Annotated in this window: 21 protein-coding genes; 15 read left to right on the forward strand and 6 right to left on the reverse strand. The window is 74.9% G+C overall.

Features of this window, described 5'->3' with window-relative positions:
- The first annotated feature begins 96 nt into the window (after positions 1-96).
- From AB0M18_RS20910 to AB0M18_RS20935, 6 genes are all read left to right on the forward strand, one after another.
- Positions 97-1,128 (forward strand): chlorophyllase, encoded by a 1,032-nt coding sequence (locus tag AB0M18_RS20910; RefSeq protein WP_365760080.1) that lies wholly within the window; start codon positions 97-99, stop codon positions 1,126-1,128.
- A gap of 72 nt (positions 1,129-1,200) precedes the next feature.
- Complete coding sequence (locus AB0M18_RS20915) at positions 1,201-2,232, forward strand: ketoacyl-ACP synthase III (protein WP_365760082.1); 1,032 nt, start codon at positions 1,201-1,203, stop codon at positions 2,230-2,232.
- Complete coding sequence (locus AB0M18_RS20920; RefSeq protein ID WP_365760084.1) at positions 2,229-2,969, forward strand: glycosyltransferase family 2 protein; 741 nt, start codon at positions 2,229-2,231, stop codon at positions 2,967-2,969. The genes AB0M18_RS20915 and AB0M18_RS20920 overlap by 4 nt, the downstream gene beginning before the upstream one ends.
- Entirely contained in the window at positions 2,969-4,486 is a 1,518-nt protein-coding gene (locus AB0M18_RS20925) for a class I adenylate-forming enzyme family protein (protein WP_365760086.1), read from the forward strand. The genes AB0M18_RS20920 and AB0M18_RS20925 overlap by 1 nt, the downstream gene beginning before the upstream one ends.
- Positions 4,487-4,518: 32 nt before the next feature.
- A complete protein-coding gene (locus AB0M18_RS20930) occupies positions 4,519-5,658 on the forward strand; it encodes a cytochrome P450 (protein WP_365760088.1) in 1,140 nt (379 codons plus the stop codon).
- Positions 5,655-6,596, forward strand: coding sequence for an NAD(P)-dependent oxidoreductase (locus AB0M18_RS20935; RefSeq protein WP_365760090.1), 942 nt, complete (start codon positions 5,655-5,657; stop codon positions 6,594-6,596). Before AB0M18_RS20930 ends, AB0M18_RS20935 begins: the two co-directional genes overlap by 4 nt.
- Here the strand turns inward: AB0M18_RS20935 and AB0M18_RS20940 are convergent.
- Complete coding sequence (locus AB0M18_RS20940; protein ID WP_365760092.1) at positions 6,539-6,976, reverse strand: hydrolase; 438 nt, start codon at positions 6,974-6,976, stop codon at positions 6,539-6,541. The genes AB0M18_RS20935 and AB0M18_RS20940 overlap by 58 nt on opposite strands.
- 79 nt (positions 6,977-7,055) lie before the next feature.
- On the opposite strand from AB0M18_RS20940, the gene AB0M18_RS20945 reads away from it, so the two are divergent.
- Positions 7,056-8,009, forward strand: a complete 954-nt coding sequence (locus AB0M18_RS20945) for a nucleoside hydrolase (RefSeq protein WP_365760094.1) — start codon at positions 7,056-7,058, stop codon at positions 8,007-8,009.
- Between the two features lie 41 nt (positions 8,010-8,050).
- Here AB0M18_RS20945 and AB0M18_RS20950 read toward each other — a convergent pair whose 3' ends face one another.
- Positions 8,051-9,649: a hypothetical protein gene (locus AB0M18_RS20950; protein ID WP_365760096.1), complete on the reverse strand. Its 1,599-nt coding sequence runs from the start codon at positions 9,647-9,649 to the stop codon at positions 8,051-8,053.
- 447 nt (positions 9,650-10,096) lie between these two features.
- Here AB0M18_RS20950 and AB0M18_RS20955 point away from each other — a divergent pair, with 447 nt between their 5' ends.
- Positions 10,097-10,351 (forward strand): hypothetical protein, encoded by a 255-nt coding sequence (locus AB0M18_RS20955; RefSeq protein WP_365760098.1) that lies wholly within the window; start codon positions 10,097-10,099, stop codon positions 10,349-10,351.
- A 34-nt stretch (positions 10,352-10,385) separates the two neighbouring features.
- On the opposite strand, the gene AB0M18_RS20960 is transcribed toward AB0M18_RS20955, so the two are convergent.
- Both AB0M18_RS20960 and AB0M18_RS20965 read right to left on the reverse strand, forming a co-directional pair.
- Complete coding sequence (locus tag AB0M18_RS20960) at positions 10,386-11,069, reverse strand: response regulator transcription factor (RefSeq protein ID WP_365760100.1); 684 nt, start codon at positions 11,067-11,069, stop codon at positions 10,386-10,388.
- Positions 11,066-12,442 (reverse strand): histidine kinase, encoded by a 1,377-nt coding sequence (locus tag AB0M18_RS20965; protein WP_365760102.1) that lies wholly within the window; start codon positions 12,440-12,442, stop codon positions 11,066-11,068. The genes AB0M18_RS20960 and AB0M18_RS20965 overlap by 4 nt, the downstream gene beginning before the upstream one ends.
- Before the next feature lie 254 nt (positions 12,443-12,696).
- Between AB0M18_RS20965 and AB0M18_RS20970 the strand changes: the two genes are divergently transcribed.
- Both AB0M18_RS20970 and AB0M18_RS20975 read left to right on the forward strand, forming a co-directional pair.
- Entirely contained in the window at positions 12,697-13,425 is a 729-nt protein-coding gene (locus AB0M18_RS20970) for an ABC transporter ATP-binding protein (protein WP_365760104.1), read from the forward strand.
- Positions 13,422-15,878: an ABC transporter permease gene (locus AB0M18_RS20975; RefSeq protein ID WP_365760106.1), complete on the forward strand. Its 2,457-nt coding sequence runs from the start codon at positions 13,422-13,424 to the stop codon at positions 15,876-15,878. Before AB0M18_RS20970 ends, AB0M18_RS20975 begins: the two co-directional genes overlap by 4 nt.
- A 45-nt stretch (positions 15,879-15,923) precedes the next feature.
- Here AB0M18_RS20975 and AB0M18_RS20980 read toward each other — a convergent pair whose 3' ends face one another.
- On the reverse strand, positions 15,924-16,679 hold the full coding sequence (locus AB0M18_RS20980) for a class E sortase (RefSeq protein ID WP_365760108.1): 756 nt from the start codon (positions 16,677-16,679) through the stop codon (positions 15,924-15,926).
- A gap of 319 nt (positions 16,680-16,998) precedes the next feature.
- Here AB0M18_RS20980 and AB0M18_RS20985 point away from each other — a divergent pair, with 319 nt between their 5' ends.
- Both AB0M18_RS20985 and AB0M18_RS20990 read left to right on the forward strand, forming a co-directional pair.
- Positions 16,999-18,165: an aromatic acid exporter family protein gene (locus AB0M18_RS20985; protein ID WP_365760194.1), complete on the forward strand. Its 1,167-nt coding sequence runs from the start codon at positions 16,999-17,001 to the stop codon at positions 18,163-18,165.
- A gap of 788 nt (positions 18,166-18,953) precedes the next feature.
- On the forward strand, positions 18,954-19,187 hold the full coding sequence (locus tag AB0M18_RS20990; protein WP_365760110.1) for an FAD-dependent monooxygenase: 234 nt from the start codon (positions 18,954-18,956) through the stop codon (positions 19,185-19,187).
- A 53-nt stretch (positions 19,188-19,240) separates the two neighbouring features.
- On the opposite strand, the gene AB0M18_RS20995 is transcribed toward AB0M18_RS20990, so the two are convergent.
- Positions 19,241-20,020, reverse strand: coding sequence for an IclR family transcriptional regulator (locus tag AB0M18_RS20995; RefSeq protein ID WP_365760112.1), 780 nt, complete (start codon positions 20,018-20,020; stop codon positions 19,241-19,243).
- Between the two features lie 100 nt (positions 20,021-20,120).
- Between AB0M18_RS20995 and AB0M18_RS21000 the strand changes: the two genes are divergently transcribed.
- Genes AB0M18_RS21000 through AB0M18_RS21010 form a run of 3 tightly spaced genes read left to right on the forward strand, consistent with a single transcriptional unit; the run spans position 20,121 to position 22,849 of the window.
- Positions 20,121-21,281, forward strand: a complete 1,161-nt coding sequence (locus tag AB0M18_RS21000; RefSeq protein WP_365760114.1) for a cupin domain-containing protein — start codon at positions 20,121-20,123, stop codon at positions 21,279-21,281.
- A gap of 3 nt (positions 21,282-21,284) precedes the next feature.
- A complete protein-coding gene (locus AB0M18_RS21005; RefSeq protein WP_365760116.1) occupies positions 21,285-22,109 on the forward strand; it encodes a fumarylacetoacetate hydrolase family protein in 825 nt (274 codons plus the stop codon).
- Positions 22,106-22,849, forward strand: a complete 744-nt coding sequence (locus AB0M18_RS21010; protein ID WP_365760118.1) for a maleylpyruvate isomerase family mycothiol-dependent enzyme — start codon at positions 22,106-22,108, stop codon at positions 22,847-22,849. The genes AB0M18_RS21005 and AB0M18_RS21010 overlap by 4 nt, the downstream gene beginning before the upstream one ends.
- Positions 22,850-22,883: the final 34 nt, after the last annotated feature.

Raw genomic sequence — 22,883 nt, forward strand, 5'->3', positions numbered from 1 at the left:
ACGGAGCGCCGCTCCGGATAGTAAATGGAGCAGTGTTCCGTTTCAGGTTAGCCGAAACGGACGGACGCCAGGTGCCACCGAAAGGGAACCCACACCATGAGCATCAGCACCAGCACCAGCACCGCTTCCCCCGGCGCCGACCCTCTGGGCGCGCCCGTCCCGATCCTGTCCTTCAGCCCGGTCGTCCTCTCCGTGCCCGGACGTCCCGTGGACCTGGAGGTGCGTGTCTCCGCACCCGCCACCGGCACCGGCCTCCCCGTCATCCTTCTGTCCCACGGCCACGGGCCCTCGCACCACCTCTCCTCGCTCCACGGCTACGCACCGCTCGCCGACTTCTGGGCCGCCCACGGATTCGTCGTCATCCAGCCCACCCACCTCACCTCCCGGACGCTGACCCACCTGGTGGGGGAGGCCCCCGGCGCGCCCGACTTCTGGCGCTCCCGGGCCGAGGACATGACCCACATCCTCGACCGGCTCGACGTCGTCGAGCGGACCGTGCCGCAGCTCGCGGGACGGCTCGACCCCGGCAAGGTCGCTCTCGTCGGACACTCCCTCGGCGGCTTCACCGCCGCCCTCCTCCTCGGCGCCGGGCTCCACGACCCCGGCACCGGGAAGGCGGTGCACCTCGTCGAGCCCCGGATCCGGGCGGGCGTGCTGCTCGCCGCGCCCGGCCGGGGCGGCGAGGTGTTCAACGGGCCCATGGCCGAGCAGTGGCCGATCATCGGCGCCGTCGACTTCTCCACCATGACCGCGCCCACGCTGGTCGTCGCCGGCGACAGGGACGACCCCCGGCACTTCACGGACATGGGGCCCGCCTGGCACGCCGACCCCTACACCCTCGCCCCCGGCCCCAAGACCCTCCTCACGCTGTTCGACGCGGAACACGGACTCGGCGGGATCGCCGGATACGACGCCGCCGAGACCACCGACGAGAACCCCAGGCGAGTCGCCGCCCTCGCCCGCCTCACCGCCGCCTACCTCCACACCCGGCTGCACGCCGGCGTCCCCACGCGCCGGACCGCGTGGCAGGCCACGTGCGAGGAGCTGACGTCCGGCCCCGACGCGGTGGGACGCGTCGAATCCAAGGAGGCCCCGCCCCTTCCGCCCCGCGCCGAGCCGGTCGTATGAGCCGATCACCTACCGACGGTTGAGTATCAGCACTCAGGCGGGCCGCCCCGGCCCGCTCGTAGCGTCAAGCGCATGGACACAGACCATGCTGCTCCCGCCCCGACAGCGCGCCGGGTGGGTATCACCGCGGTGGCATCCGCGCTCCCCGAACGGGAGGTGACGTCGTGCCGGCTTCAGGAGCGGATCACCGCCGCGTCCGGACTCTCGCTGCCGGCGCGGATGCTCGAACGGGTCACCGGGATCGCCTCGCGCCGGGCGGTCGGGGAGGGCGAGTACGCCTCGACGCTCGCCGTGCGGGCAGGGCGTGCCGCGCTGGAGCGGGCCGGGCTCGCCCCGTACGACGTGGACCTGCTGGTGTTCGCCTCGGCCACCCGGGACATGGTCGAGCCCGCGACCGCGCACATCGTCCAGGCCGAACTCGGCTCCCGGGCCCACGCGCTGGACGTCACCAACGCGTGCAACAGCTTCGTCAACGGCATCGACACCGCCCGGGCGATGATCCTCGCCGGCCGCGCCCGCCGGGCCCTGGTCGTCACGGGGGAGACCCCGAGCCGCGCGGTGCGCCACGCCCCGTCCGGCCCCGAGCAGCTCCGTGACGGGTTCGCGGGCTACACCTTCGGCGACGCGGGAGCCGCGGTCGTCCTGGAGGCGGTGGACCGGGGCGGCATCCTCGACGTGGACACCGAGACGCACTCCGAGCACTGGTCGGTCGGCGGCATCTTCGGCGGCGGCTCGCGCCACCCGCGCGGCGACGAGCACACGTACTTCCAGGGCGACGGCGGTGAACTGCGCGAGGTGTTCGAGAAGGTCGGCACCTCCGTGCTCGACCGGATGCGGCACCGTACGGGCCTCGCGTGGGAGGACTTCCGGTACGTCTTCGTGCACCAGGTCACCATGCCGTACCTGGAGCGGTTCGTGGAGCTCACCGGCGTCCCCCGGGACCGGCTCGTCGTCACGGTCCCCGAACTCGGCAACATGGCCAGTGCCACGCTCGGCGTACAGCTCGACCGCGTCCACGAGCGCCTGCGCCCGGGCGACCGGGTCCTGTTCGTCGGCCTGGGCGGCGGCGTGAGCATCATGACGATGGTCTGGGAGAAGGCATGAGCACCCTGTGGGTGGTGGTGCCCGCGCACCAGGAGGCCACGCGCATCGGCGGCACGCTGGACGCGCTCGCCGACCAGCACGACCGCGACTTCACCCTCGTCGTCGTGGACAACGCCTCCAGTGACGACACCGCCGAGGTCGCCCACGAGTTCGCCCGCCGGGCGCCCTTCCCGGTCCACGTCCTGCGCGAACCGGAGAAGGGCGTGGGCTGCGCCGTCGACACCGGCTTCCGGTACGCGATCGAGCGTGGCGCGACACTCCTCGCCCGCACCGACGCCGACTGCCTGCCGCACCCCGGCTGGACCGCCGGTGCCCGCGCGGCCCTGCGGCACGGCGCGGGACTGGTGTGCGGGCGCATCGACGCCCGCCGCGACGAGCACGGGCCGCTCGGACGGGCCGCCTTCCGCGCACTGGTCCGCGTCGCCGCGTTCTTCGGCCGCATACGCCCAGCCCACCACCGCCGCCACGGCTACCTCGCCCCGTACCGGATGCACGCCGGCAACAACATGGCCGTCACCGCCGCCCTGTACGAGGCCGTCGGCGGCATGCCCCGCCGTCCCTCGCCCACCGACCGGCTCTTCCTCAACCGGGTACGCCGCCACACCACCGCCATCGTCCACGCCCGCGACATGGTCGTGGAGAACTCCACCCGCCGACTGCGCGCCTACGGCCTCGTCGGCACCGCCCGCTGGTACCTCGACAAGGGCCCCGGCCACCACGGGGAGGACCCGCGCTGATGCTCGACACCCTCGCGCACACCCTGCGCCGCCACCCCGACCGGCCGGCCGTCCTCGGCACCACCCGGACCGGAGCCGTACGCACCAAGGCCACCTCCGGGGACCTGGCCGACCTCGCCGACCACTGCACCGCCGCCCTCCACGCACGGGGCATCGGACGCGGCAGCACGGTCGGGGTCGCCGTCCGTCCCGGGCCCCGGGCCCTGGCCGTGATGCTGGCGGTCCACCGGCTCGGCGCCCGGGCCGCGGTGCTCGACCCCGGCGCCGGGCCGGACGTGCTGCGCGCCCGGCTCGCGCTCGCCCGCCCCGACCTCGTCCTGGCCGACGCCGCCGCCCAGGCCGTCGCCGGCTGGGCCCGCCCGCTCGCCCGCCGGGCCCGCCTCGCCCTGCCGGACCTCACGGACCTCGGCGGCCGGGTGGCCACCCTCGGGCCGCGGCTGCCCGGCTGCGCCCCCGCCCTGGAGACCGGCCTGCGGACCGGGCCGCTGCCGCCCGCGGTGGACGAGGACGGCGACGCCGTCATCGTGTTCACCTCCGGCACCACCTCACGGCCCCGCGCCGTGGTCCACACCCGCTCCTCGCTCGCCGCCGGCATGACCACGGTGGCCGAGCTGGTACGGCCCCGAGCCGGGCGGCCCGTCCTCGGCGGCACCTTCTTCGTCCTGCTGCCGTCCCTCGCGAGCGGAGCACCGGTCGCGCTGCCCGCCCGCTCCGCACCCGTACTGCGCCGCCAGCTCAGCCGACTCGCCCCACAGGCCACCTATCTGACGCCGCCGCAGATCCGGCGACTCCTCGCCGCGGGCGGCCGGTTCACCGGCCGGGTGTGGACCGGCTCGGCCCCGGCGAGCGCCGACCTCCTCAGCCGCGTCAAGCGCGCGGGCGCCGACGAGGCCTGGGGCGTCTACGCACTGACCGAACTGTTTCCCGCCGCGGCCGTCGAACAGGCCGACAAGGCCGCCTTCACCGGCGACGGCGACCTGGTCGGCACGCCCCTCCCCGGGGTGACGGCCAGGACCGACGCCTCCGGCGAGCTGCTCCTGTCCGGTCCCGCCGCCCGGCACCGCTACCTGGGCGAGGACCCGGACCCCTGGGTCGCCACCGGCGACCAGGCACGCCTCGACCACGGCCGGATCGTCCTGGAGGGCCGCCGCAAGGACATGATCCTGCGGCACGCGGAGAACATCTACCCCGGTCTGTACGAGCCGGGGCTCCACGTGCCGGGCGTCGAACTGGCCCTGCTCGTCGGCGTACCGGCCGGTGACGGCGACGAACGCCTGGTCGCCGTCGTCCAGCCGACGCCCGAAGCCGACCGTGCCGCGCTGCGGACGGCCCTGCGCGGACCGCTGGAGCGCATGGGCACCGCCCGCCCGGACGCCGTGCTGCTCGCCGACATCCCGCTGTCCGGCCGCTCCCTGAAGCCGGACCGCGCCGCGACCGCGCGTCTCGCCGCCCGGCGCCTGACTGAACAGAACCGACGAACCGAACAGACCCCACGAACCGAACGGACCCGAGGATGACCGCGCCCGGCAGTACGCCGCCGCCACAGGCCGTGGCACCCGCGGCCCTCCGCGCCGCCCGGCGCCGTGACCGCCGCGTCTACACCCGCTCCCACCCCGTGCTGTTCGCCCTCCTCGCCGCCACCCGCCGCCGCCCGGTCACCCGCATCGGCGGCGCGGTCCTGGTGCACGGCACCGAGCCGTACCGTCAGGCCCTCACCCGTGTCCCGCTGGACCGCACCGCCGCCGGCACCACCGGCGGCGCCGCCCGCGAACTGTCCACCGGCGGCACGCTGTTCGACCAGGACGGGACCGGACACCGCGCCACCCGGCGGGCCGTCGCCGACGGCCTCGGCGCCGCCGGGGTGGAGCGGCTGCGCCCGGTGTGGCAGGAGGTCCTGGCCCGCCGTCTCGCCCCGCTCGCCGAGGGCCGCGAGGTCGACCTCGTACCGCTGGCCCGGGAACTGGCCGGGGCCACCGTCTGCGCGCTCCTCGGCACGACCGGTGCCCCGCAGGCGGACGCGGAAGCCGTCGCCGAAGCGGCCGCCCGGGCCGCGGCCGCCGCCGTACGCGACCATCTGCCCGGCCCCAGGCCGCCCGGCACCGCACGCGCGGCCGCCACGGCGACGGCACGGCTTCAGACGCTGCTCGTGCCGTCCGGCGAGCCCGGCGAGGAGACGGACACCGCCCTGCGGGCCATGCTCGCCGTCGCCGCCGTCAACACCACCGTCGCCGCCCTTCCCCGTGCCGCCGCCTGGTGCGCCGACGCCGGACTCTGGGACCAGGCGGCCGACGAGCGCCTGCGTCCGGCGCTGGTGGGCGAACTGCTGCGCGTGGTCGCCCCCTCCCCGCTGCTGCCCCGTGTGGCGGCCGCCGACGCCGACCTGGACGGCTGTCCCGTACGGGCGGGAGACCGCCTGATCCTCGTGGCACGGCACGCCGCACGGGCCCACGCCGAACCGCCGGACGCCCGGCACCCCGCACCGCCCGCCGTGGCCCGGCTCGTCTTCGGCGCCGGCGGCCACGCCTGCCTCGGCGCACGCCTGGCCCGGGCACAGCTCGACGACACCCTCGCCGCGCTCGCCCCCCACCGCCCCGCGGTCGTCCGCGCCCGCGTCGACCGGGCCGCGGCGCTGCCCGGCTGGCGCTCCCTCACCGTCCGGGCCACCCGACCACCCACGGAGAACCGATGACCACGATCGCCGTCACCGGCGCGAGCGGCTTCTGCGGCTCCCACGTCGCCACCACGGCCGCCGCCCGCGGCACCGACGTCCTGTGCGTCGGACGGCGCCCCGGCCCCGTCGGCCGGCACATCCCCTGGGACGCCGCACGCGAGGTCCCCGACCTGTCCGGCGCCGACCTCGTCGTGCACTGCGCGGCGGCCGTCGGCGACCCCGTGCCCGGCTCCCCGGCCGAGGCCGCCATGCGAGCCGTCAACGTCGACGGCACGGCACGGCTGCTCCGGGCCGCCGACGGCCGGCCGGTGGTGTGGGTGAGCAGCGCCAGCGTCTACGCCCCCGGACCCGGACGCTCCCGGATCACCGAGGACCATCCGGTGCGCGGCCACCTCAACGCCTACGGCCGTACGAAGGCGGAGGGCGAGGCGCTGGCGCTCGCGGCGGGCGCCGTGGTGCTGCGGCCACGGGCGGTGTACGGCCCCGGGGACCCGCACCTGGTGCCCCGGCTGCTCTCCCGCGTGCGCCGCGGCCTGCTGATGCTGCCCGGGCCCAGCGTCCGGCTCAGTCTCACGGCCGTCGAGAACCTCGCCGACGCCTGTCTGACGGCCGCCGACTGGCCCCGGGGCGCGTACAACATCGCCGACCCGGTCCCGTACGACCGCGACGAGGCGATCCGGACGGTCCTGCGCGCCCACCGCACCCGGGCCCGCATCGGCCACCTCCCCCTGCCAGTCGCCCGGGCCGCGGCGACCGCCGCCCAGAACCTGGCCCGGCTGCGCCCGCACGCCGAGCCGCCGCTCACCCGCTACGCCCTCGACCAACTGGCGCACTCCGTGGTCCTGGACGTGTCCCGGGCCGAGGCCCAGGGGTGGGTGGCCGGGCGCACCCTCCAGGACTACGAGGCGGCCCCGTCGAACGGACGCACCCGCTTGGCGCCGAGCCGGACCCGGTAGCGGTCCCGTACCGCGAACTCCGCCGGCCCCCACACCGCCGGGTGTCGGACCTCCGCGCACAGGTGAAGCACCGCGTCGTCCCCGACGTGCACTCCGACATGAGCGCCGAACGCGCGGGCGGTGGAGTTGAACAGGACCAGGTCGAGCGGCCGGGCGACGGGCACATGGACCGTCGACTCCGTGTCGGACCAGAGTTCGGAGGAGCGCAGGTCGGGCGGGGCCAGGCCGAAGTGCCTGAGCACCTCGTAGGCGAACAACTGGCAGTTGGCGCCCGCCGCGAGCCCCGGCAGCGCGGTCACGGCCGCGGACCCCGGAAAACGCGAGCCGTCGTACCGGACGGTCCAGAACTCCGCCGGAAGAGCGGCGACGATCGACCCCATGTCCTGATCTCCCCGTCCGTGCGATCCGCGCGTTCGCGCGATGCTGCGCCTTCCTACCCGGGTGTGGCACGGTGAAGGCATGCCGGTTCCCGTGATTCTCGACTGCGATCCCGGTCACGACGACGCCTTCAACATCCTGCTCGCCGCCGCGAACCCCGCGATCGACCTGCTCGCGATCACCACCGTCGCGGGCAACCAGACGCTGGAGAAGACCACCCTCAACGCCCGCCGGGTCTGCTCGGTGGCCGGGATCCGGGGCGTGCCGATCGCCGCGGGGCGCGACCGCCCACTCCACGGGCCGCGCCGGATCGCCGAGAACATCCACGGGGACTCCGGCCTCGACGGGCCCGGCTTCGGCGAGGGCGAGCCGGACGTGCCGCTGGACCCGCGCGACGCCCTCACCCTCGTCCGGGACACCCTGCTCGCGCACCCGACGCCGGTGACGCTCGTACCGACCGGGCCGCTCACCAACATCGCCGTCCTGCTGCTCGCCCATCCCGCGCTCGCCGGACGGATCGAGCGGATCGTGCTCATGGGCGGCTCCACGGAGCGCGGAAACACCACGCCCGCCGCCGAGTTCAACATCCTGTGCGATCCGGAGGCGGCGGACATCGTCTTCCGCAGCGGTCTGCCGGTGACGATGTTCGGCCTCAACGCGACCCACCAGGTACAGGCCACCGCCGAGGTCGTCGCCCAGATCGCCGCGCTCGGCACCCCGCTGAGCGGACTCTGCGTCGACCTGCTCACCTACTTCGCGTCCACCTACCGCGAGGTGTACGGCTTCGACGCGCCCCCGCTGCACGATCCGCTCACCGTCGCCCATCTGATCGACCCGGCGCTGGTGAGCACGGCACGGGCGGCGGTGGCGGTGGAGCTCGACGGCACGCACACCCGGGGCGCGACGGTGGTGGACCTGCACGGGGTGACGGGCCGGCCCGCCGACACCGAGGTCGGCATGGAGGTCGACACCGACGGGTTCTGGGACCTGATCGTGGACGCCGTACGCGTGCTCGGCGGAGGCACGGCCGGCTGACCGGCCCTCCGCCGAGCGGCAGGGATGACGTCCGGCGCGCGTTACGACCGGCCGTCGAGCCAGCTCAGCTTGTGCCCGTACAGCACCCGCTGGCAGTAGTCCGTGCCCACCGGATCGGCGGCGTCCCGGTTCGCGGTGCAGTCGGCCGCCGACCCCGGGCGGTGTTCGGAGAGGGACCACAGGCGGCCCGTGCCGCGCTCGATGTAGAGGTCCTCGGCGCCCCGGGCGGTCTTCACGGCCTGGCCCTTGGCGACCAGCTGGCCGTTGCTCCAGGTGTAGCGCCAGAGGTTGCCCGGCTCGTCCGTGCCCTTCGACTCGTTCACGTACAGCGTGCCGTTGTAGGCCGCCGCGCCCTGCGCGCCGCCGTTCGTCAGCGGCAGGTAGTTGGCCCAGCCCTCGGCGGCCACGTCGGCGGAGCGCCCCTCCAGGTCCGCGACGGGGTACGAGGCGATGCGGCCGGTGGACGGGTAGCCGCTCTCCGGACGGCAGTACTCGCCCATGAGCAGGCGGTCCGGGACGGTGCTGCGGTCCAGCGAGATGTACGAGGCCTTCGGCGCGCCGGTCGAGACGCAGGCGTAGGAACCCGCGGGATTGCTCTGCGTCGCCTTGAACTTCCACGCGGCGACCTGCGGCATCACATAGCGGTAGCCGAAGCTGTACCAGACGTTGTCGTGCCGGCCGACCTTCGTCTTGTCCTCGACGTCGGCGGTGGTCTGCACGCCGTCGGTGTCGGCACCCATCGCGTCGTGCGTGCTCGCGTCGCCGTCCGGGTCGAGGTCCATGATGTAGCGCATGTCGAAGACGCGCAGGCCGTTGCGGGTGTCGGCGACATAGAGGTAGTTGCCGTACCAGACGATGCCGCCGGCGTGGACGCCCTTCTGGATCGGGTACTCGGAGGCGTGCAGCCCGTCGAAGGAGACGTGGTCGGCCGAGTTGATGTAGGTCCAGCCGAGCAGCACGTGCCGGTACTTGATCTCGGGGCTGCCGGTGGCCGGGTTGACCCGGCTCTGTACGAAGGTGATCCGGACGCCCTTCTGGTTGCAGGCGTCGTTCGCCTCCAGCTCGGCGGTGGTGCAGTCACCGGTCGTCGGGTCCGGATCGGTCTGCCGGCCCGGGTCCCAGCCGTCGTACGAGGCGAAGAGCTGGATGTTCCCGGCCTCGCCCCACAGCTCGTTGTCCTTGGCGTCGGAGACCCCCGTGAATCCCTGGGGCACCCACTCCTGCGAGACCGAGTCGTCGTTCTGCAGGCAGTACTTGATGTCGGGGTCCGCGGCGGTCCCGAACGGATCACGGGAGCACCACGGGGTCACCGTGCGGTTGGCACCGGCCAGCAGGTTCTGCACACCCGACTTGGGCAGCACCGAGTCGAGCCGGGTGACCCGCGAGGTGGTCTCGGCGTTCAGCGCGCCGGGCGAGAGGGTGAAGTCACCGGGCGAGGCCGTGCCGCCGGGCGAGGTCCAGGCGGTGGCCGCGAACGGCGAGGACGCGGCCTCGGCCGCCAGGGGCTCCTGGACCGTGGGATCGGATACGTCCCGCGGCACGTCCTCGGCCTGGGCGGCCGGAGCCACCAGGCCGGTGAACGCGAGCGAGAGCGCGGCGGCCGCCGTGAGCCAGGCTCGGCGTATGCGCCTTGAGGGCATGTGAGGTTGCCTCCGTCGATGGTGTGTCAGACAGGTCGAACGGAGGGTTCCAGAACGCCCGAGCGAGACGCAAGGATGCCTGATAAGTCGTCAAAATCACCGGATGTGAGGGAAGTTACGGCCGATTTGAGCGACTTCGCGGCCGCCGGAGAGCGCGCGGGCCCGGATGCCGGAGCGGTTGCAGAGGGCCGCCCGGGGGCACTTGGCGCAGGACCTGCCACACATCCGTACAAGATCCACACCACGGGTGCCGGTGGGGGAGCCGGGCCACCCTGGTGCGTGTAGGCAGTCGGCGTCGTACCGCTGCGCGCCCTCCGGTCCTGCCCGAGCCGGCGCGGCACGGCGAGGACCCGGCGGACCCCGGGTCGTGCCGCGCCCGGGACGAGGGGATCTGCCCGGGACCTGGCGGCCGAACTCGGCGTCCTGTCCGCGCACCTCGTCCGCCACATGCAGGCCCTGCCGCACATCTCGCGAGCCCACGTCTACCGCATCGGCGACGGCGGCGCCCACCTCCACATCTGGTTCTTCGCCCGCCCCGAGGGCCAGGCCCAGCTGTACGGTTCGTGGCTGCCCGTCTGGGACGACCTGCTGCCGGAGTACCCGGCGGACGTCGCGGACGCGGACGCGGCGACCGCGGACGCGCTGACCACCTCCCTCGGCGGCCATCGCCCGGCCGCCCCGGCCGGGCAGAGCTCGCGCTGAGCCGGGCGCGCTCTGCCCTCGGCCCGGACGCGCCTCAGCGCGCCGAGCCCGGAGCGATCAGGCCCGTCTCGTACGCGACGATCACCGCCTGGGCGCGGTCACGCAGCCGCAGTTTGGACAGGATGCGGGCGACATGGGTCTTCACCGTCGCCTCGCTCAGCTGGAAGCGCGCGGCGAGCTCGGCGTTGCTGCGGCCGCGGGCCAGTGCCTCCAGGACCTCCAGCTCACGCGGGGTCAGCACCGCCAGGTCACGGTGTCCCGGGGCCGTCGCCGGGTCCCCGGCCGGGGCGGCGAAGCGCTCCACGAGGCGGCGCGTGATCGCCGGGGCGAGCATCGCGTCGCCCTCGCGGACCAGCCGCACGGCCGCCGCCAGATGCTCCGGCGTCACGTCCTTCAGGAGGAAGCCGCTCGCCCCCGCGCGCAGCGCCGCGTACACATAGCGGTCGAGGTCGTACGTGGTGAGGACGAGGATCCGGGGCGCCGCGCCGCCGTCGGCGTCCGCCAGGATGCGGCGGGTGGCCTCCAGACCGTCCGTGCCCGGCATCCGGATGTCCATCAGGACCACGTCCGGGCGGGTGCGGCGGACCGCGGCCACGGCCTCGTCGCCGTCGGCCGCCTCCGCGACCACGTCGATGCCGTCGGCCGCCAGGATCATCCGGAACCCCGTGCGCACCAGCGCCTGGTCGTCGACGATCACCACCCGGGGTGCCTCGCTCACACGTCCTCCCTCGCGGACTCCCGGCCGCCGTCCGCCCCGCCCACGGCCCGCAGCGGGATCACCGCCCGGACCCGGTAGCCGCCGCCGGGGCGCCGGCCCGCCCGCAGCGTACCCCCGTACACAGAGAGCCGCTCCCGCAGACCGATCAGCCCCCGGCCGCCTCCCTCGCCCGTGCCCCCGCCCGCCCCCGTACGGGCCCGGCCGCCGGAGTCGGTGACCTCCACGCACAGTTCCTCTGGGGCGTACGTCACGACGACCGCGACCCGCGCGCCCTCCGCGTGCCGCACCGCGTTCGTCAACGCCTCCTGCACCACCCGGTACGCCGCGAGCCCCACCCCGCCCGGCAGCTCCACGGCGGCGCCCCGCACCGTCAGTTCCACCGGCACCCCGGTCGCCCGCACCCGCTCGACCAGCTCGCCGACCCGGTCGAGCCCCGGCTGCGGCGCCAGGTCCAGATCGCCGAGTTCCTCCCCGGGTACGGCGGCTGACGACCCGTCGGCCGCCGCCATGGTCAGCAGCCCCATCACGTGCCGCAGTTCGGACATCGCCGTCCGTCCCGCCGTCTCCACCGCGTGCATCGCCTCCCGAGCCTGGTCGGGAGCCGTGTCGAGGACCTTCCGTGCCGCACCGGCCTGGATCGTCATCATGCTGACGTTGTGGGTGACCACGTCGTGCAGCTCGCGCGCGATCCGCGCCCGCTCCTCGGCCACCGCCTGCCGCAGCGCCTCCTCCTGCCGCTCGTGCAGCGTCCGGGCCCGCCGCCGCCAGGTGTGCACGGCCTGGGAGGCCAGCCCGACCGGCAGCAGCACAAGGAGCGGGACGAAGCCAGGGGACACCTCGGGGACCATGTGCAGCGTCGGATAGAGCACCGCGCCGGCGAGCACGGACAGGGCCGCCGCCTTCCGGTGCGGACTGTGCACGACCGCGCTGTACGCCGCGACGAGACTCGACGCGAAGGCGAACGAGGTCGCGTCAGGCGCCGCGTCCCCCCACGCGTGCAGCACCACGGTCGCCGCCGTCACCGCCCAGTACACCGCGAGCGGGAAGCGACGTCGCAGCAGCAGCGGCAGCGCGGTCAGCACCGCCACCGCCAGCTCCCACGGCTCGGCGGGCGGCAGCACGTGCTCGACGGCGGGCACCGGACGCGGCAGGGGCACGTGCCCGGCCGGCGGCGGAGTCGGCACCTCCGGCAGCGGGGGAGGGACCGGCACCGGAACCAGGGCCGCGTCGCCGTCGCCCCCGTCGGGGCGGAGATCCACGTACGAGCGGTTCAGGTCCCCGGCCACCGTGCCGACGGCCAGGCCCACGGCGAGCAGCGCGTCCGCCGCCCACGACCAGCGGGACCGACCCGTGACTGCCTCTCTCCAACGCATCCGCCCAGTCTGCCAACCGGACCGGCGCCGGAGATCGGCCCCGAGGCGCAGCGCCGTCATCCCCGCGCGTACATCCCGGGGATGACGTCCGCCCGCGTCCGCCCGGCACGGTACGGATCTTCGTCACCACGGCCGACGCGCCCGCGACGGGCCCGCGCCTAGCGTTCCGGACCGTCCGGAGACGGCGGCGAGAGGATGCCGACGCGCCTCCGGGACCCGGCACGACCCCACCCCGACCTCCCGGAGGACGACACATGACCGACCTGACCGACAGCCCGGCGATGCCCGGGCCGCCCGCACCACCTCTCGTCGACATGCGCGACGTGAGCAGGACCTACGACGCCGACCGCGCCGTCCTGAGCGAGCTCACGCTCCAGGTCGCGACCGGCGACGCGCTCGCCGTCCTCGGCCCCTCGGGCAGCGGCAAGTCGACCCTGCTCAACCTGATCGCCGGGCTCGACCGGCCCAGCACGGGCACCGTGACCGTCGACGGCCTGCGCGTGGACACCATGAGCGAGACCGCCTCCGCCCGCTACCGGCGCTCCCGCATCGGGATGGTGCACCAGTTCTTCCACCTCCTCGACGACCTCACCGTCCGCGACAACGTGCTGCTGCCCGCCCAACTGGCCGGCGTACCCCGCGCCGAGGCCGCCGACCGCGCCACCGAACTCCTCCGCTACCTGGGCGTCGCCCGGCACGCCTCGGCCCACCCGGGCACCCTCTCCGGCGGCGAACGGCAGCGCGTCGCCGTCGCCCGGGCGCTGATGAACCGGCCGCCGCTGCTCCTCGCCGACGAGCCGACCGGCGCCCTGGACTCCGCCTCCGGCGCGGACGTGCGCGCACTGCTGCGCGAGCTGAACGCCGACGGACAGACCGTCGTCCTGGTCACCCACGACCTGGCCCTCGCCGAGGCCTGCGCCACCCGCACCGTCGAGCTGATGGACGGGCGGATCGCCCGCGACGAATCGGCGGTGGCCCGATGAGCCGTGACACCGGCGGGCGGGGGGCGACGGCCCTGGGGCGGGTGGTGCGCGCCGGGGTCGCGCGGCGACGGGTGCAGACGACGGTGACGGTGCTCACCACCCTGCTCTCGGTGGCGGCCGCGGTCCTCGCGGCCGGCCTCCTGGTCGTCTCGCAGCAGCCCTTCGACCGCGCCTTCGCCCGCCAGGACGGAGCCCACCTCACCGTGCAGTTCGACGGCACGGCCGTCACGGCCGAGGAGGCCGCGGCCACGGCGCGCGCGGCGGGCGTCACGCGGGCCGCCGGCCCCTTCGCCGTCGCCGCCGTACGGCTGCACGGGGAGGGCGCGCCGCCCGGCTTCGAGCCGCCGCCGCTCACCGTGGCCGGCCGGTCCACGGCCGATGCCCCGGTGGACCGGGTGAGCCTCGTCGAGGGCCGCTGGGCCACGGCGCCGGGCGAGATCGTCGTGGAGCAGGGCTCCCGACTGCCGTACATGCGCCCGGGAGCGGTCCTGACGGCGGGCCGTCCCGCGCACCCCGGCCCTGACGCCGTCGACTCCGCCGGCATCCCCCTCACCGTGGTCGGCATCGCCGAGTCCGTCGGCGAGAGCGCCGACGCCTGGGTGGCGCCCGCCCAGGTCGCCGCCCTCACCGGGGACCGCGCCGGCCGGCCGGACCTGCAGATGCTCTACCGACTCGACCGGTCGGCGACGGCCGCGGACATCGAGGCCGGCCGGACCGCCGTCGTCGCCGCCCTCGGCCGGCGCGGCACGGCAGGTCCGGCGGGCGTGGCCGGCAGCCAGTCGTATCTCGACGTGCGCCAGACGGCACAGGAGAACACGGCCGCGTTCATCCCCTTCGTCACCGCCTTCGCCGTGCTCGGCCTCGCCCTGTCCGTCCTGGTCATCGGCATCGTCGTCAGCGGCGTGGTGGGCGCCGCGACCCGGCGGATCGGCGTCCTCAAGGCGGTCGGCTTCACCCCGCTCCAGATCGGCCGGGCCTACGTCGCCCAGGCCCTGGTCCCGGCGGCGGCCGGCGCCGTGCTCGGCGTCGCGGTGGCCAACGCGGCGGCCGTGCCCGTGATGGCCGAGCTGGCGACGACGTACGGGACGGCGCAGGTCCTGATCCCCGCCTGGGTCGACCTCGCCGGACTCGCCGGTGTCCTGCTGGTCGTCGCCGTCGCCGCGTACGGACCCGCCCTCCGAGCCGCGCGGCTGCGGACGGCCGACGCCCTCCGCGCGGGCGGGCCCGGCCTGCCCGGCGGCGGGGACGGACTGGCCCGCCGGGCCGGGCGACGGATCGGCCGACGGCTCGGCAGGCTTCCGCTCCCGCGCGCCGTGGTCCTCGGCCTGGCGGGGATCGCCGCCCGCCCCGGCCGCTCCGCGGCGACGGGCGCGGCCGTCGCCCTCGGCGCGCTCGCCGTGACCTTCGCCGTGGGACTCGGCTCGACGCTCGTCGCGGTCAAGACGGACGGCGACCCGGACTCGGCGGCCGACGTGACCGTCCTCAGCCTCGGCCGGAGCGGTACGGAGCCCATGCCGACGAACGCCGAGCCCGCGGACCCGGCCGCGGTCACCGAGGCGATCCGCTCCTTCCCGAGCAGCGCCGCCTTCTACCGGACGGCCCCCGCCCACGTCGGCGTCGCCGGGCTCAAGGGCGGCGCGCTGTTCGTGGGCTACGACGGGGACTCCTCGGAGGGAGGGCACACCATGGTCTCCGGCCGCTGGTTCTCCGCACCGGGCGAGGCGGTCGTGCCCACCCGCTTCCTGCAGGCCACCGGGCTGTCCCTCGGGCAGACCGTCACCCTGTCGGAACAGGGCCGCACGGCCCGTCTGACCCTGGTGGGCGAGGTCTTCGACCTGGGCGGCAAGGGCCTGACCATCCGCGCCCGGGCCGCCTCCGTCGCCGACCTCCAGCTCCGCTTCCTGCCCTCCGAGTTCCATGTGCTGCTGCCCGCCGGCGCCGACGCCCAGAGCTACGCCGAGCGGCTCGACGCCCGGCTCCGTCCGCTCGGCGCCCAGGCGGCACCCGCGGAGAAGGCCCACTCCAGCGTGATCACGGCCATGCAGGCCCTGATCACCCTGCTCACGGTCATGCTGATCGCCGTCGCCGCCCTCGGCGTCCTGAACACCGTGGTCCTCGACACCCGCGACCGGGTGCGTGACCTGGGCATTCTCAAGTCCCTCGGGATGACGCCGGCGCAGACCGTCGCCCGGGTGCTCACCTCGGTCGGCGTCGTCGGCCTGCTGGCCGGCGCCGTGGGCGTACCGCTCGGCGTCGCCCTGCACCGGGCGGTCATGCCCGCGATGGGCAGCGCCGTCGGCAGCACCATTCCGCCCGTCGACCTCGACGTCTACGGCACGCCGCTGCTCACCGGCCTGGTCCTCGCCGGGGTGCTGATCGCGACGGCCGGTGCCCTGCTCCCGGCCGGCTGGGCGGCCCGTACGGACACGGCCCGGGCGCTGCGCACGGAGTGACGTCCGACGAAGGCAGCGGGCGGCGGCACTGGCGAGGTCAGGAGGTCAGGACGGGCCGTCCGCCGCCGGCCGGACCGAGACGAGGACGCCGACCTTGTCGATGCGGTGCTCCGGGTTGCCCTGCGCGTCCCGCCAGAAGTTGCCCGCCGCGTTGTCCTCCGGGGTCGCGCACGTGGAGAGGGTGATCATCGCCTCGGTGGGATGCTCGCCGGGCGAGCCCGGCACGGCGGCCCGCTGCTCCGCGAGGGAGCGGGCGGAGCGGAAGGAGGTCGACCGGGTCTCGGTGATCCGGTACTCGTAGACCTGGCCGCCCGCCGTCACCAGGACCCGGTCGCCCTTCTCGACGGAGGGCAGCTCGCCCAGCGGCCCGCCGGCCGAGAGCCGGTGCGCCGTCACCAGGTAGTTGCCGATGTCGCCCGGGCCCGTGCCGCCCCGCTTCCCGTACGGGCTCGCCGCCATGCCGCGGTCCTGTATCCGGGTGCCGGCCCGGTCGTCGGTCGTCCCCTCGTACGGCACGACCCGCAGGCCGGCGACCCCGATCGACGGTATGTCCAGCTCGGCGACCCGCGGGTGGGAGGCGGGGGTGGGTGCGGGCGCGGGGGTGGTCGTGGGTGCGGACGCCCGCGTGGGCGAGGGTGGCGCGGACGGGCGCGGGGAGGGCGGGGCCTGCCGCTTGTCCGAGGCGGCCTCGGTGTGGGCCGGGGAGCCGCCCGTCAGCAGGGCGAGCAGCGCCGCGACGACGACCGCGACGCCGGCCGCGAGAACCGCGACGAGCTTGCGAGGGTGAGCTGAACGGGGCATGGGCATCGACCACCCGGATGTCTCCCGCGGCCCGGTCGGCCGCCTGGAACCTCCAACCCTCCACGCTACGCGCCGGGCCATCCCGTGCGCGCGCCCGGCGTGCCGAGCGTGCCCGAGACCCGACGGGATGGCACGGTCGGGCAGGACGGCACGGCCGGCCGGGCGGGCGGTCGTGCGGCCGGCCGTGCGGCCAGGACCCGGAACCGGGAGCGAGACGAGGGAGCCCTTGACGAGGGAAGACGTGACGCGACAGGGCCGGTGGAGCGCCCGGCGCGGTGAGCTCGCGGCCCGCCTGGAGCAGCTGCGGCGCGACCCGTTCATGGTGCAGACCGTGCGGTCCACGGCGGCCGCGACCCTGTCGTACGTCGTCGCGCTCTGGCTCAGCAGCGAGCCGGCGCCGCTCACCGCACCGCTGACGGCGCTGCTCGTCGTGCAGGTCACCGTCTACTCCACGCTCACCACGAGCCTGCGCCGGGTGAACTCCGTGGTCGTCGGCGTGCTCATCGCCATCGCCTTCAGCGCGCTCGTCGGGCTCTCCTGGTGGAGCCTCGCCCTGATCATCCTGGCCTCGCTCGTCGTGGGGCGGCTGGTGCGGGTCGAGGAGTTCGTGCCCGAGGTCGCCATCAGCGCGATGCTCGTGCTCGGCGTCACCCAGGTCGCCGACACCGCCTGGGACCGGGTCCTGGAGACCTTGATCGGCGCGGTCGTCGGACTGCTGTTCAACCTGGTCCTCGCCCCGCCCGTGTGGGTGGACACCGCCGGCGACTCCATCGAGGACCTGGCCCGCCGGATGCGCCGGCTGCTGATCGACGTGGCGGAGGAGTTCGGCGGCGCGCCCCCGGTCGAGCGGGCGGCGGCCCGCCTCCACGAGGCGCGTCGGCTCGACAACGACGTGGCCGACGTGGACGGCGCGCTGCGCACGGCCGAGGACAGCCTGCGGTTCAACCCGCGCGTCAAGGAGGGGCTGCTCCACCGGATCGTGCTGCGCACCGGGCTCGACACCCTGGAGATCTGCGCCGTGGTGCTGCGGGTCCTCGCCCGTACGCTCACCGACCTGGCCAAGGAGCGGGAGGGCCGGGAGCTGCTGCCCGGACCGGCCGCCCTCGCCCTCCAGGAGACGGCACAGCACACCGCCGATGCCTTCGTCAGCTTCGCCGTCCTCGTCACGTCCTCCGGCAGCGAGGCGGCCGAGGCGGCCGAGTCCCGGCTCGCCGGCGAACTGCGGGCCGCCCGCGCCTGCCGGGGCCGCGCGGCCGGCCTGCTCCTCGCCCTCGCGCTGCGGGAGCCGGGCCGTTGGCAGCTGTACGGAGCGATGCTCGCCGAAGTGGACCGCGTCCTCGACGAACTCGACCCCGAACACCGGGGCCGCCGGCTGATGGAGGAGCTCGACCGGCACACCCGCGAAAGCCGCGAACGCCGCCGCAGATTCACCCTCCGCAACAGACTCGGACGCTCCCGCGAGGCCGTGCGGACCCCGCAGGACTAGGGCCTGTCCGACCCTGATCCGCCGGACAGGCCCTAGGGCCGGACTTCTCCCGCGCCCGTCGCCGTCTCGTCGGCCGGCCGCGACGATCGCCTCGCCGAGCGCCGCGAGGGAGTCCGCGAGCTGGTCCATCCACGCCGAGACGGGCCTGCCGCCGCCCTCCGACTGCAGGGCCACGAACGCGCCTTCGTAGCCGGCCATGCCGAAGGGGGCGAGGGCCTGCGCGACCCGCTCGGCGGTCTCGGCGCCCGCGCCCTCGAAGGACGAGCGGATCATGTGCTCCATGTGGGCGCGCCCCACCTCGCGGACCGCGATCACGGTCTGCCGGGCCTCGGGCGCCTCCGCCGCCTCGCGGCTCATCACGAGCACGAGCAGCAGACGCAGGAACTCCTCGCCGTTCTCCATGACTTCGCCGGTCCGGCGCAGATACCAGCGGAGCCGTTCGTGCGGGGTGCCGCCCTCGGGAGGGTTGCGCTGGGCTTCGCGCATGGCGTCGAAGAAGGCGTGCGCGCCCTGTTCCATGACGGCCGAGAGCAGTCCGGCCTTGGAGTCGAAGTGGTGGTAGAGGGCGCTCTTCGCCAGGCCGGTCTCCTTGCGGAGCGCCGACATCGACGTCCCGGCGTAGCCGCGTACGGACTTCACGCGGGCCGCCGCGTCAAGGATCTCCTGCCGTGACCGGCGGCCGCGGCGGTTGGTTCGTGTCTCCGGCGCGGGCGGCTCGATCAGACCTCCCCCACGCGCTTCTTTCTCCCTCGCTGTACGCGTTCGAGCCTGACCCACGGAGCCAGCGCATGACCCAGCACCACGACCTGGATGTCGCCATCGTCGGCTACGGCCCGACCGGTGTGATCGCCGCACTCACCCTCGCCCGATACGGCATCTCCGCCGTGGCCTTCGAACGGGACCGGGACATCCACCCCCGGGCCCGGGCCGTGACGGTCAACGACTGGACGATGCGGATCTTCCAGCTGGAGCACGCCGACGAGTTCAACCGGCTCGTCACCGACTTCGTCGTCGACAACTGACGAGCGGCTGATCCAGAGCAGGGCGTGTCGGGGACCCGTGTCAGGCGGCCATGTCAGGGGCGCGTGTCGCCGAGGTCCCGCTCCAGGGCGTGCGCCGCCGCCTCCAGGGTGGCGACCAGGGACCGCAGCCGGTGCGGGTCGTAGCGCACGCTGGGCAGCGACACCGAGAGACCGGCCAGCGCCGAGCCGTCCCGGTCGCGCACCGCCACGCCGACCGCGACCAGGCCGCGCTCGGACCGCCCCCGGTTGACGGCGAACCCGTTGCGCCGCAGCCGCCGCAGCTCCGCCCGCAGCCGGTCGGGATCCGGGCGGTCGGCCGGGCGCTCCCGGTAGCGCTCGGCGGCGTACACCTCGTCCAGCTCCTGATCGGAGAGGTCGGCGAGCAGCAGCAGGCCCGCGGTGGTGCGATGGGCCGGGAACACCATGCCCTCCCGGGAGCCGACCCGCAGGGCCTGCCCGCACTCGACGCTGGCGATGAAGCGCACGGTGTCCCCGGTGCGCACGATCAGGTTCGTGGTCTCGTCGAGGAGGTCGACGACCCGCTGCAGATGGGGGAGGGCCGCGGTCCGCAGCCGGGAGACCAGGGACTGGGAGTGCGAGGCGAGCTCGAGGACCGGGCCGGCGCGGTAGTCGCGGTCCTCGCCCTGCACGGCGAAGTCCCGGTAGACCAGCATCGCCAGGATCCGGTGGGCGGTCGACCGCGCGACGCCGAGCCGCTCGGCGATCTGCGACACGCTCGCGCTGCCCTCCAGCTGCAGGATGGTCGCCGCCCGCAGCGCGTGGTCCACGCTGGCGATGGGGTAGGGCGGCGGGGTCTTCAGAGGCTTGTCCATGACGTCTCCGACGTTCTCCCGGGAACCTCGCGGCGCGGTGCCAGTTCTGCTCTCCAGAATCTCTCGGTTCTTCACAGAAGAACAGCGCACGCTGAGGCCTGTGACACATTCCCCCCTTGCCCACGACATCGCCTCGGACTCCCCGGTGCGGCTGCAGGCCGTCGCCGCGGAGGGGCAGCCCGAGGTCACCCCCGCCCTCGAAGAGCTGTACCGGGGCTTCGAGAACGAGCTGCTCGTCCCGCTGTGGACCGAGATCGGCGACCTGATGCCGGCCCACCCGCACTCGCACGCCACGCCGCACCTGTGGCGCTGGCAGCGGCTGCGGGAGCTGGCGGACCGGGCCGGCGAGCTCGTCCCGGTCGGGCGCGGCGGAGAGCGCCGCGCCATCGCCCTGGCCAACCCCTCCCTCGGCGGGCGGCCCTTCGCCACCCCGACCCTGTGGGCGGCCATCCAGTACCTGATGCCCGGCGAGGACGCCCCCGAGCACCGCCACACCCAGCACGCCTTCCGCTTCGTCGTCGAGGGCTCGGGCGTGTGGACGGTCGTCGGCGGCGACCCCGTGCCGATGAACCGCGGCGACTTCCTCCCGCAGGCCGGCTGGAACTGGCACGCCCACCACAACGCCACCTCCGAGCCGATGGCCTGGATCGACGGCCTGGACATCCCCTTCCAGTACGTCACCGAGACCCAGTTCTTCGAGTTCGGCCGCGACGAGATCACGGACGCCGAGCGGATCACCCCCGAGCGCTCGCGCTCCGAGCGCCTGTGGGGCCACCCCGGCCTGCGCCCGCTGTCAGCCGCCCCCACCGCCCCGGGCAGCCCACTGCTCTCCTACAAGTGGGAGTACACCGACGCCGCGCTGCGCGACCAGCTGCTCCTGGAGAAGGAGGGCTTCGGCGGCACCGTCGAGCCGGGCCACGCCGCGGTGCGCTACGCCAACCCGCACGACGGCGGCGACGTCCTGCCGACCATCCGCGCCGAGTTCCACCGCCTCGCCCGCGGCGCCGAGACCGCGCCGGTGCGCGAGACCGGATCCTCCGTCTACCAGGTCTTCGACGGCTCCGGCGTGGTGACCGTCGGGGAGCGGTCCTGGACCGTCGGCCGCGGCGACCTGTTCGTCGTCCCGTCCTGGGCGCCGTTCTCCGCCCGGTCCGAGGCCGGCGGGTCCGACTCCGACTCCGGCGCCCTCGACCTCTTCCGTTTCTCCGACGCGCCCGTGTTCGAGGCGCTCAAGCTCAACCGCACCCAGAAGGACGCCTGACCCATGAAGCTCGCCACCCTCCGCACCGCCGCCGGCACCCGGGCGGTCCGCCTCGACGGCGACGTCCACATCGACCTCGGTCACGCCGACCTGGGCGAACTCTTCGCCCAGCCGGACTGGCAGGCCGAGGCCGCCGCCGCGACCGGCCCCACGTACCCGGTGGCGGGCGCCGACTTCGCGCCGGTCGTCCCGAACCCCTCCAAGGTCGTCTGCGTCGGGCACAACTACACCAACCACATCAAGGAGATGGGCCGGGAGCTGCCGAGCTACCCGACCCTCTTCCCGAAGTTCGCCGAGACCCTGATCGGCGCCGGCGACGACATCGTCAAGCCGGCCGAGACCGACGCCCTCGACTGGGAGGTCGAACTCGCCGTCGTCATCGGCAGGCAGGTGCGCCGCGCCGACGAGCAGCGGGCCGCCGACGCCATCGCCGGCTTCACCGTCATGAACGACATCTCGGTGCGCGACTGGCAGTTCCGCACCATCGAGTGGACCCAGGGCAAGATCTGGGAGGCGTCCACCCCGGTCGGCCCGTACGTCGTCACCCCCGACGAGGTCGGCGGCGTCCGCCCCGCGCTGAAGGTCAGGACGGTCGTCGACGGCAAGGTCATGCAGCAGGACGACACCGCGACGCTGCTGTTCGACCCGGTCTTCCTGGTGAAGTACATCTCCACCGTCATCACCCTCAAGCCGGGCGACATGATCGCCACCGGCACTCCGGCCGGCGTCGGCAACGCCCGCGACCCCAAGGTCTTCCTGCTCCCCGGCCAGACCGTGTCCACCGAGATCACCGGCCTCGGCGCCTGCGTCAACAAGGTCGTCGGATGACGAACAGCACCGGCACCCGCCTGGGTGCCGACATCCGTACCCTCGCCGACGCCCGCCGCTGGGCCCTGATCGGCGCCGAGCTGACCTTCGAGGCCGTCGCCGGACTCGACGACGCCGGCTACGCCGCCCCCAGCGCCCTGCCCGGCTGGACCCGCGCCCATGTCGCCGCGCACGTCGCCGCCAACGCCGAGGCCCTGTCCAACCTGGTCCACTGGGCCGCCACCGGCGAACCCACCCCCATGTACGCCTCGCCCGAGGAGCGCGCCGCCGGCATCGAACGGGGCCGCGCCCTGCCCGCCGGCCGGCTGACCGCCTGGCTGCGCGGCTCGGCGGACGCTCTGGAGGCGCGGATGGACGAGCTCACCGACGAGCAGTGGCGCCACGAGGTCGTCACCGCCCAGGGCCGTACCGTCCCCGCCACCGAACTGCCCTGGATGCGCTCCCGCGAGGTGTGCGTCCACGCCGTCGACCTGGCGACCGGCGTCTCCTTCGCCGACCTGCCGGGCGACTTCCTCATCGCCCTGTGCGACGACGTCACCGCCAAGCGCGCCGCCGCCCCCGGACCTGCCGTGACCCTGCGGGCCGGGGCGATCGGCGCCGGCTGGGAGCTGCCGGGCGAGGGCGACCCCGTCCTGGTCACCGGCGAACTCCACGACATCACGGCCTACCTCACCGGACGGGCCGCCGACCCGCGCGCGGCCGACGGCTCGCCCGCCCCCGCGTTGGGCGCCTGGCTCTGAACCCGGGCCCGCCCCGTACCCGCAAGGAACAGCT

This window comes from Streptomyces sp. NPDC051909, from assembly GCF_040681095.1.
Classification (GTDB): Bacteria; Actinomycetota; Actinomycetes; order Streptomycetales; family Streptomycetaceae; genus Streptomyces.

Excerpts from the sequence above, each read along its gene's own strand:
- AB0M18_RS20990 (WP_365760110.1), top strand. The coding sequence starts at position 18,954 with ATGACCCAGCACCACGACCTGGATGTCGCCATCGTCGGCTACGGCCCG.
- AB0M18_RS20910 (WP_365760080.1), top strand. The coding sequence starts at position 97 with ATGAGCATCAGCACCAGCACCAGCACCGCTTCCCCCGGCGCCGACCCT.
- AB0M18_RS20980 (WP_365760108.1), bottom strand. The coding sequence starts at position 16,679 with ATGCCCCGTTCAGCTCACCCTCGCAAGCTCGTCGCGGTTCTCGCGGCC.
- AB0M18_RS20985 (WP_365760194.1), top strand. The coding sequence starts at position 16,999 with ATGGTGCAGACCGTGCGGTCCACGGCGGCCGCGACCCTGTCGTACGTC.
- AB0M18_RS20920 (WP_365760084.1), top strand. The coding sequence starts at position 2,229 with ATGAGCACCCTGTGGGTGGTGGTGCCCGCGCACCAGGAGGCCACGCGC.
- AB0M18_RS20965 (WP_365760102.1), bottom strand. The coding sequence starts at position 12,442 with ATGCGTTGGAGAGAGGCAGTCACGGGTCGGTCCCGCTGGTCGTGGGCG.
- AB0M18_RS21005 (WP_365760116.1), top strand. The coding sequence starts at position 21,285 with ATGAAGCTCGCCACCCTCCGCACCGCCGCCGGCACCCGGGCGGTCCGC.
- AB0M18_RS20935 (WP_365760090.1), top strand. The coding sequence starts at position 5,655 with ATGACCACGATCGCCGTCACCGGCGCGAGCGGCTTCTGCGGCTCCCAC.
- AB0M18_RS20945 (WP_365760094.1), top strand. The coding sequence starts at position 7,056 with ATGCCGGTTCCCGTGATTCTCGACTGCGATCCCGGTCACGACGACGCC.
- AB0M18_RS20950 (WP_365760096.1), bottom strand. The coding sequence starts at position 9,649 with ATGCCCTCAAGGCGCATACGCCGAGCCTGGCTCACGGCGGCCGCCGCG.
- AB0M18_RS20995 (WP_365760112.1), bottom strand. The coding sequence starts at position 20,020 with ATGGACAAGCCTCTGAAGACCCCGCCGCCCTACCCCATCGCCAGCGTG.
- AB0M18_RS20975 (WP_365760106.1), top strand. The coding sequence starts at position 13,422 with ATGAGCCGTGACACCGGCGGGCGGGGGGCGACGGCCCTGGGGCGGGTG.
- AB0M18_RS20925 (WP_365760086.1), top strand. The coding sequence starts at position 2,969 with ATGCTCGACACCCTCGCGCACACCCTGCGCCGCCACCCCGACCGGCCG.
- AB0M18_RS20955 (WP_365760098.1), top strand. The coding sequence starts at position 10,097 with ATGCAGGCCCTGCCGCACATCTCGCGAGCCCACGTCTACCGCATCGGC.
- AB0M18_RS20970 (WP_365760104.1), top strand. The coding sequence starts at position 12,697 with ATGACCGACCTGACCGACAGCCCGGCGATGCCCGGGCCGCCCGCACCA.
- AB0M18_RS21010 (WP_365760118.1), top strand. The coding sequence starts at position 22,106 with ATGACGAACAGCACCGGCACCCGCCTGGGTGCCGACATCCGTACCCTC.
- AB0M18_RS20940 (WP_365760092.1), bottom strand. The coding sequence starts at position 6,976 with ATGGGGTCGATCGTCGCCGCTCTTCCGGCGGAGTTCTGGACCGTCCGG.
- AB0M18_RS20915 (WP_365760082.1), top strand. The coding sequence starts at position 1,201 with ATGGACACAGACCATGCTGCTCCCGCCCCGACAGCGCGCCGGGTGGGT.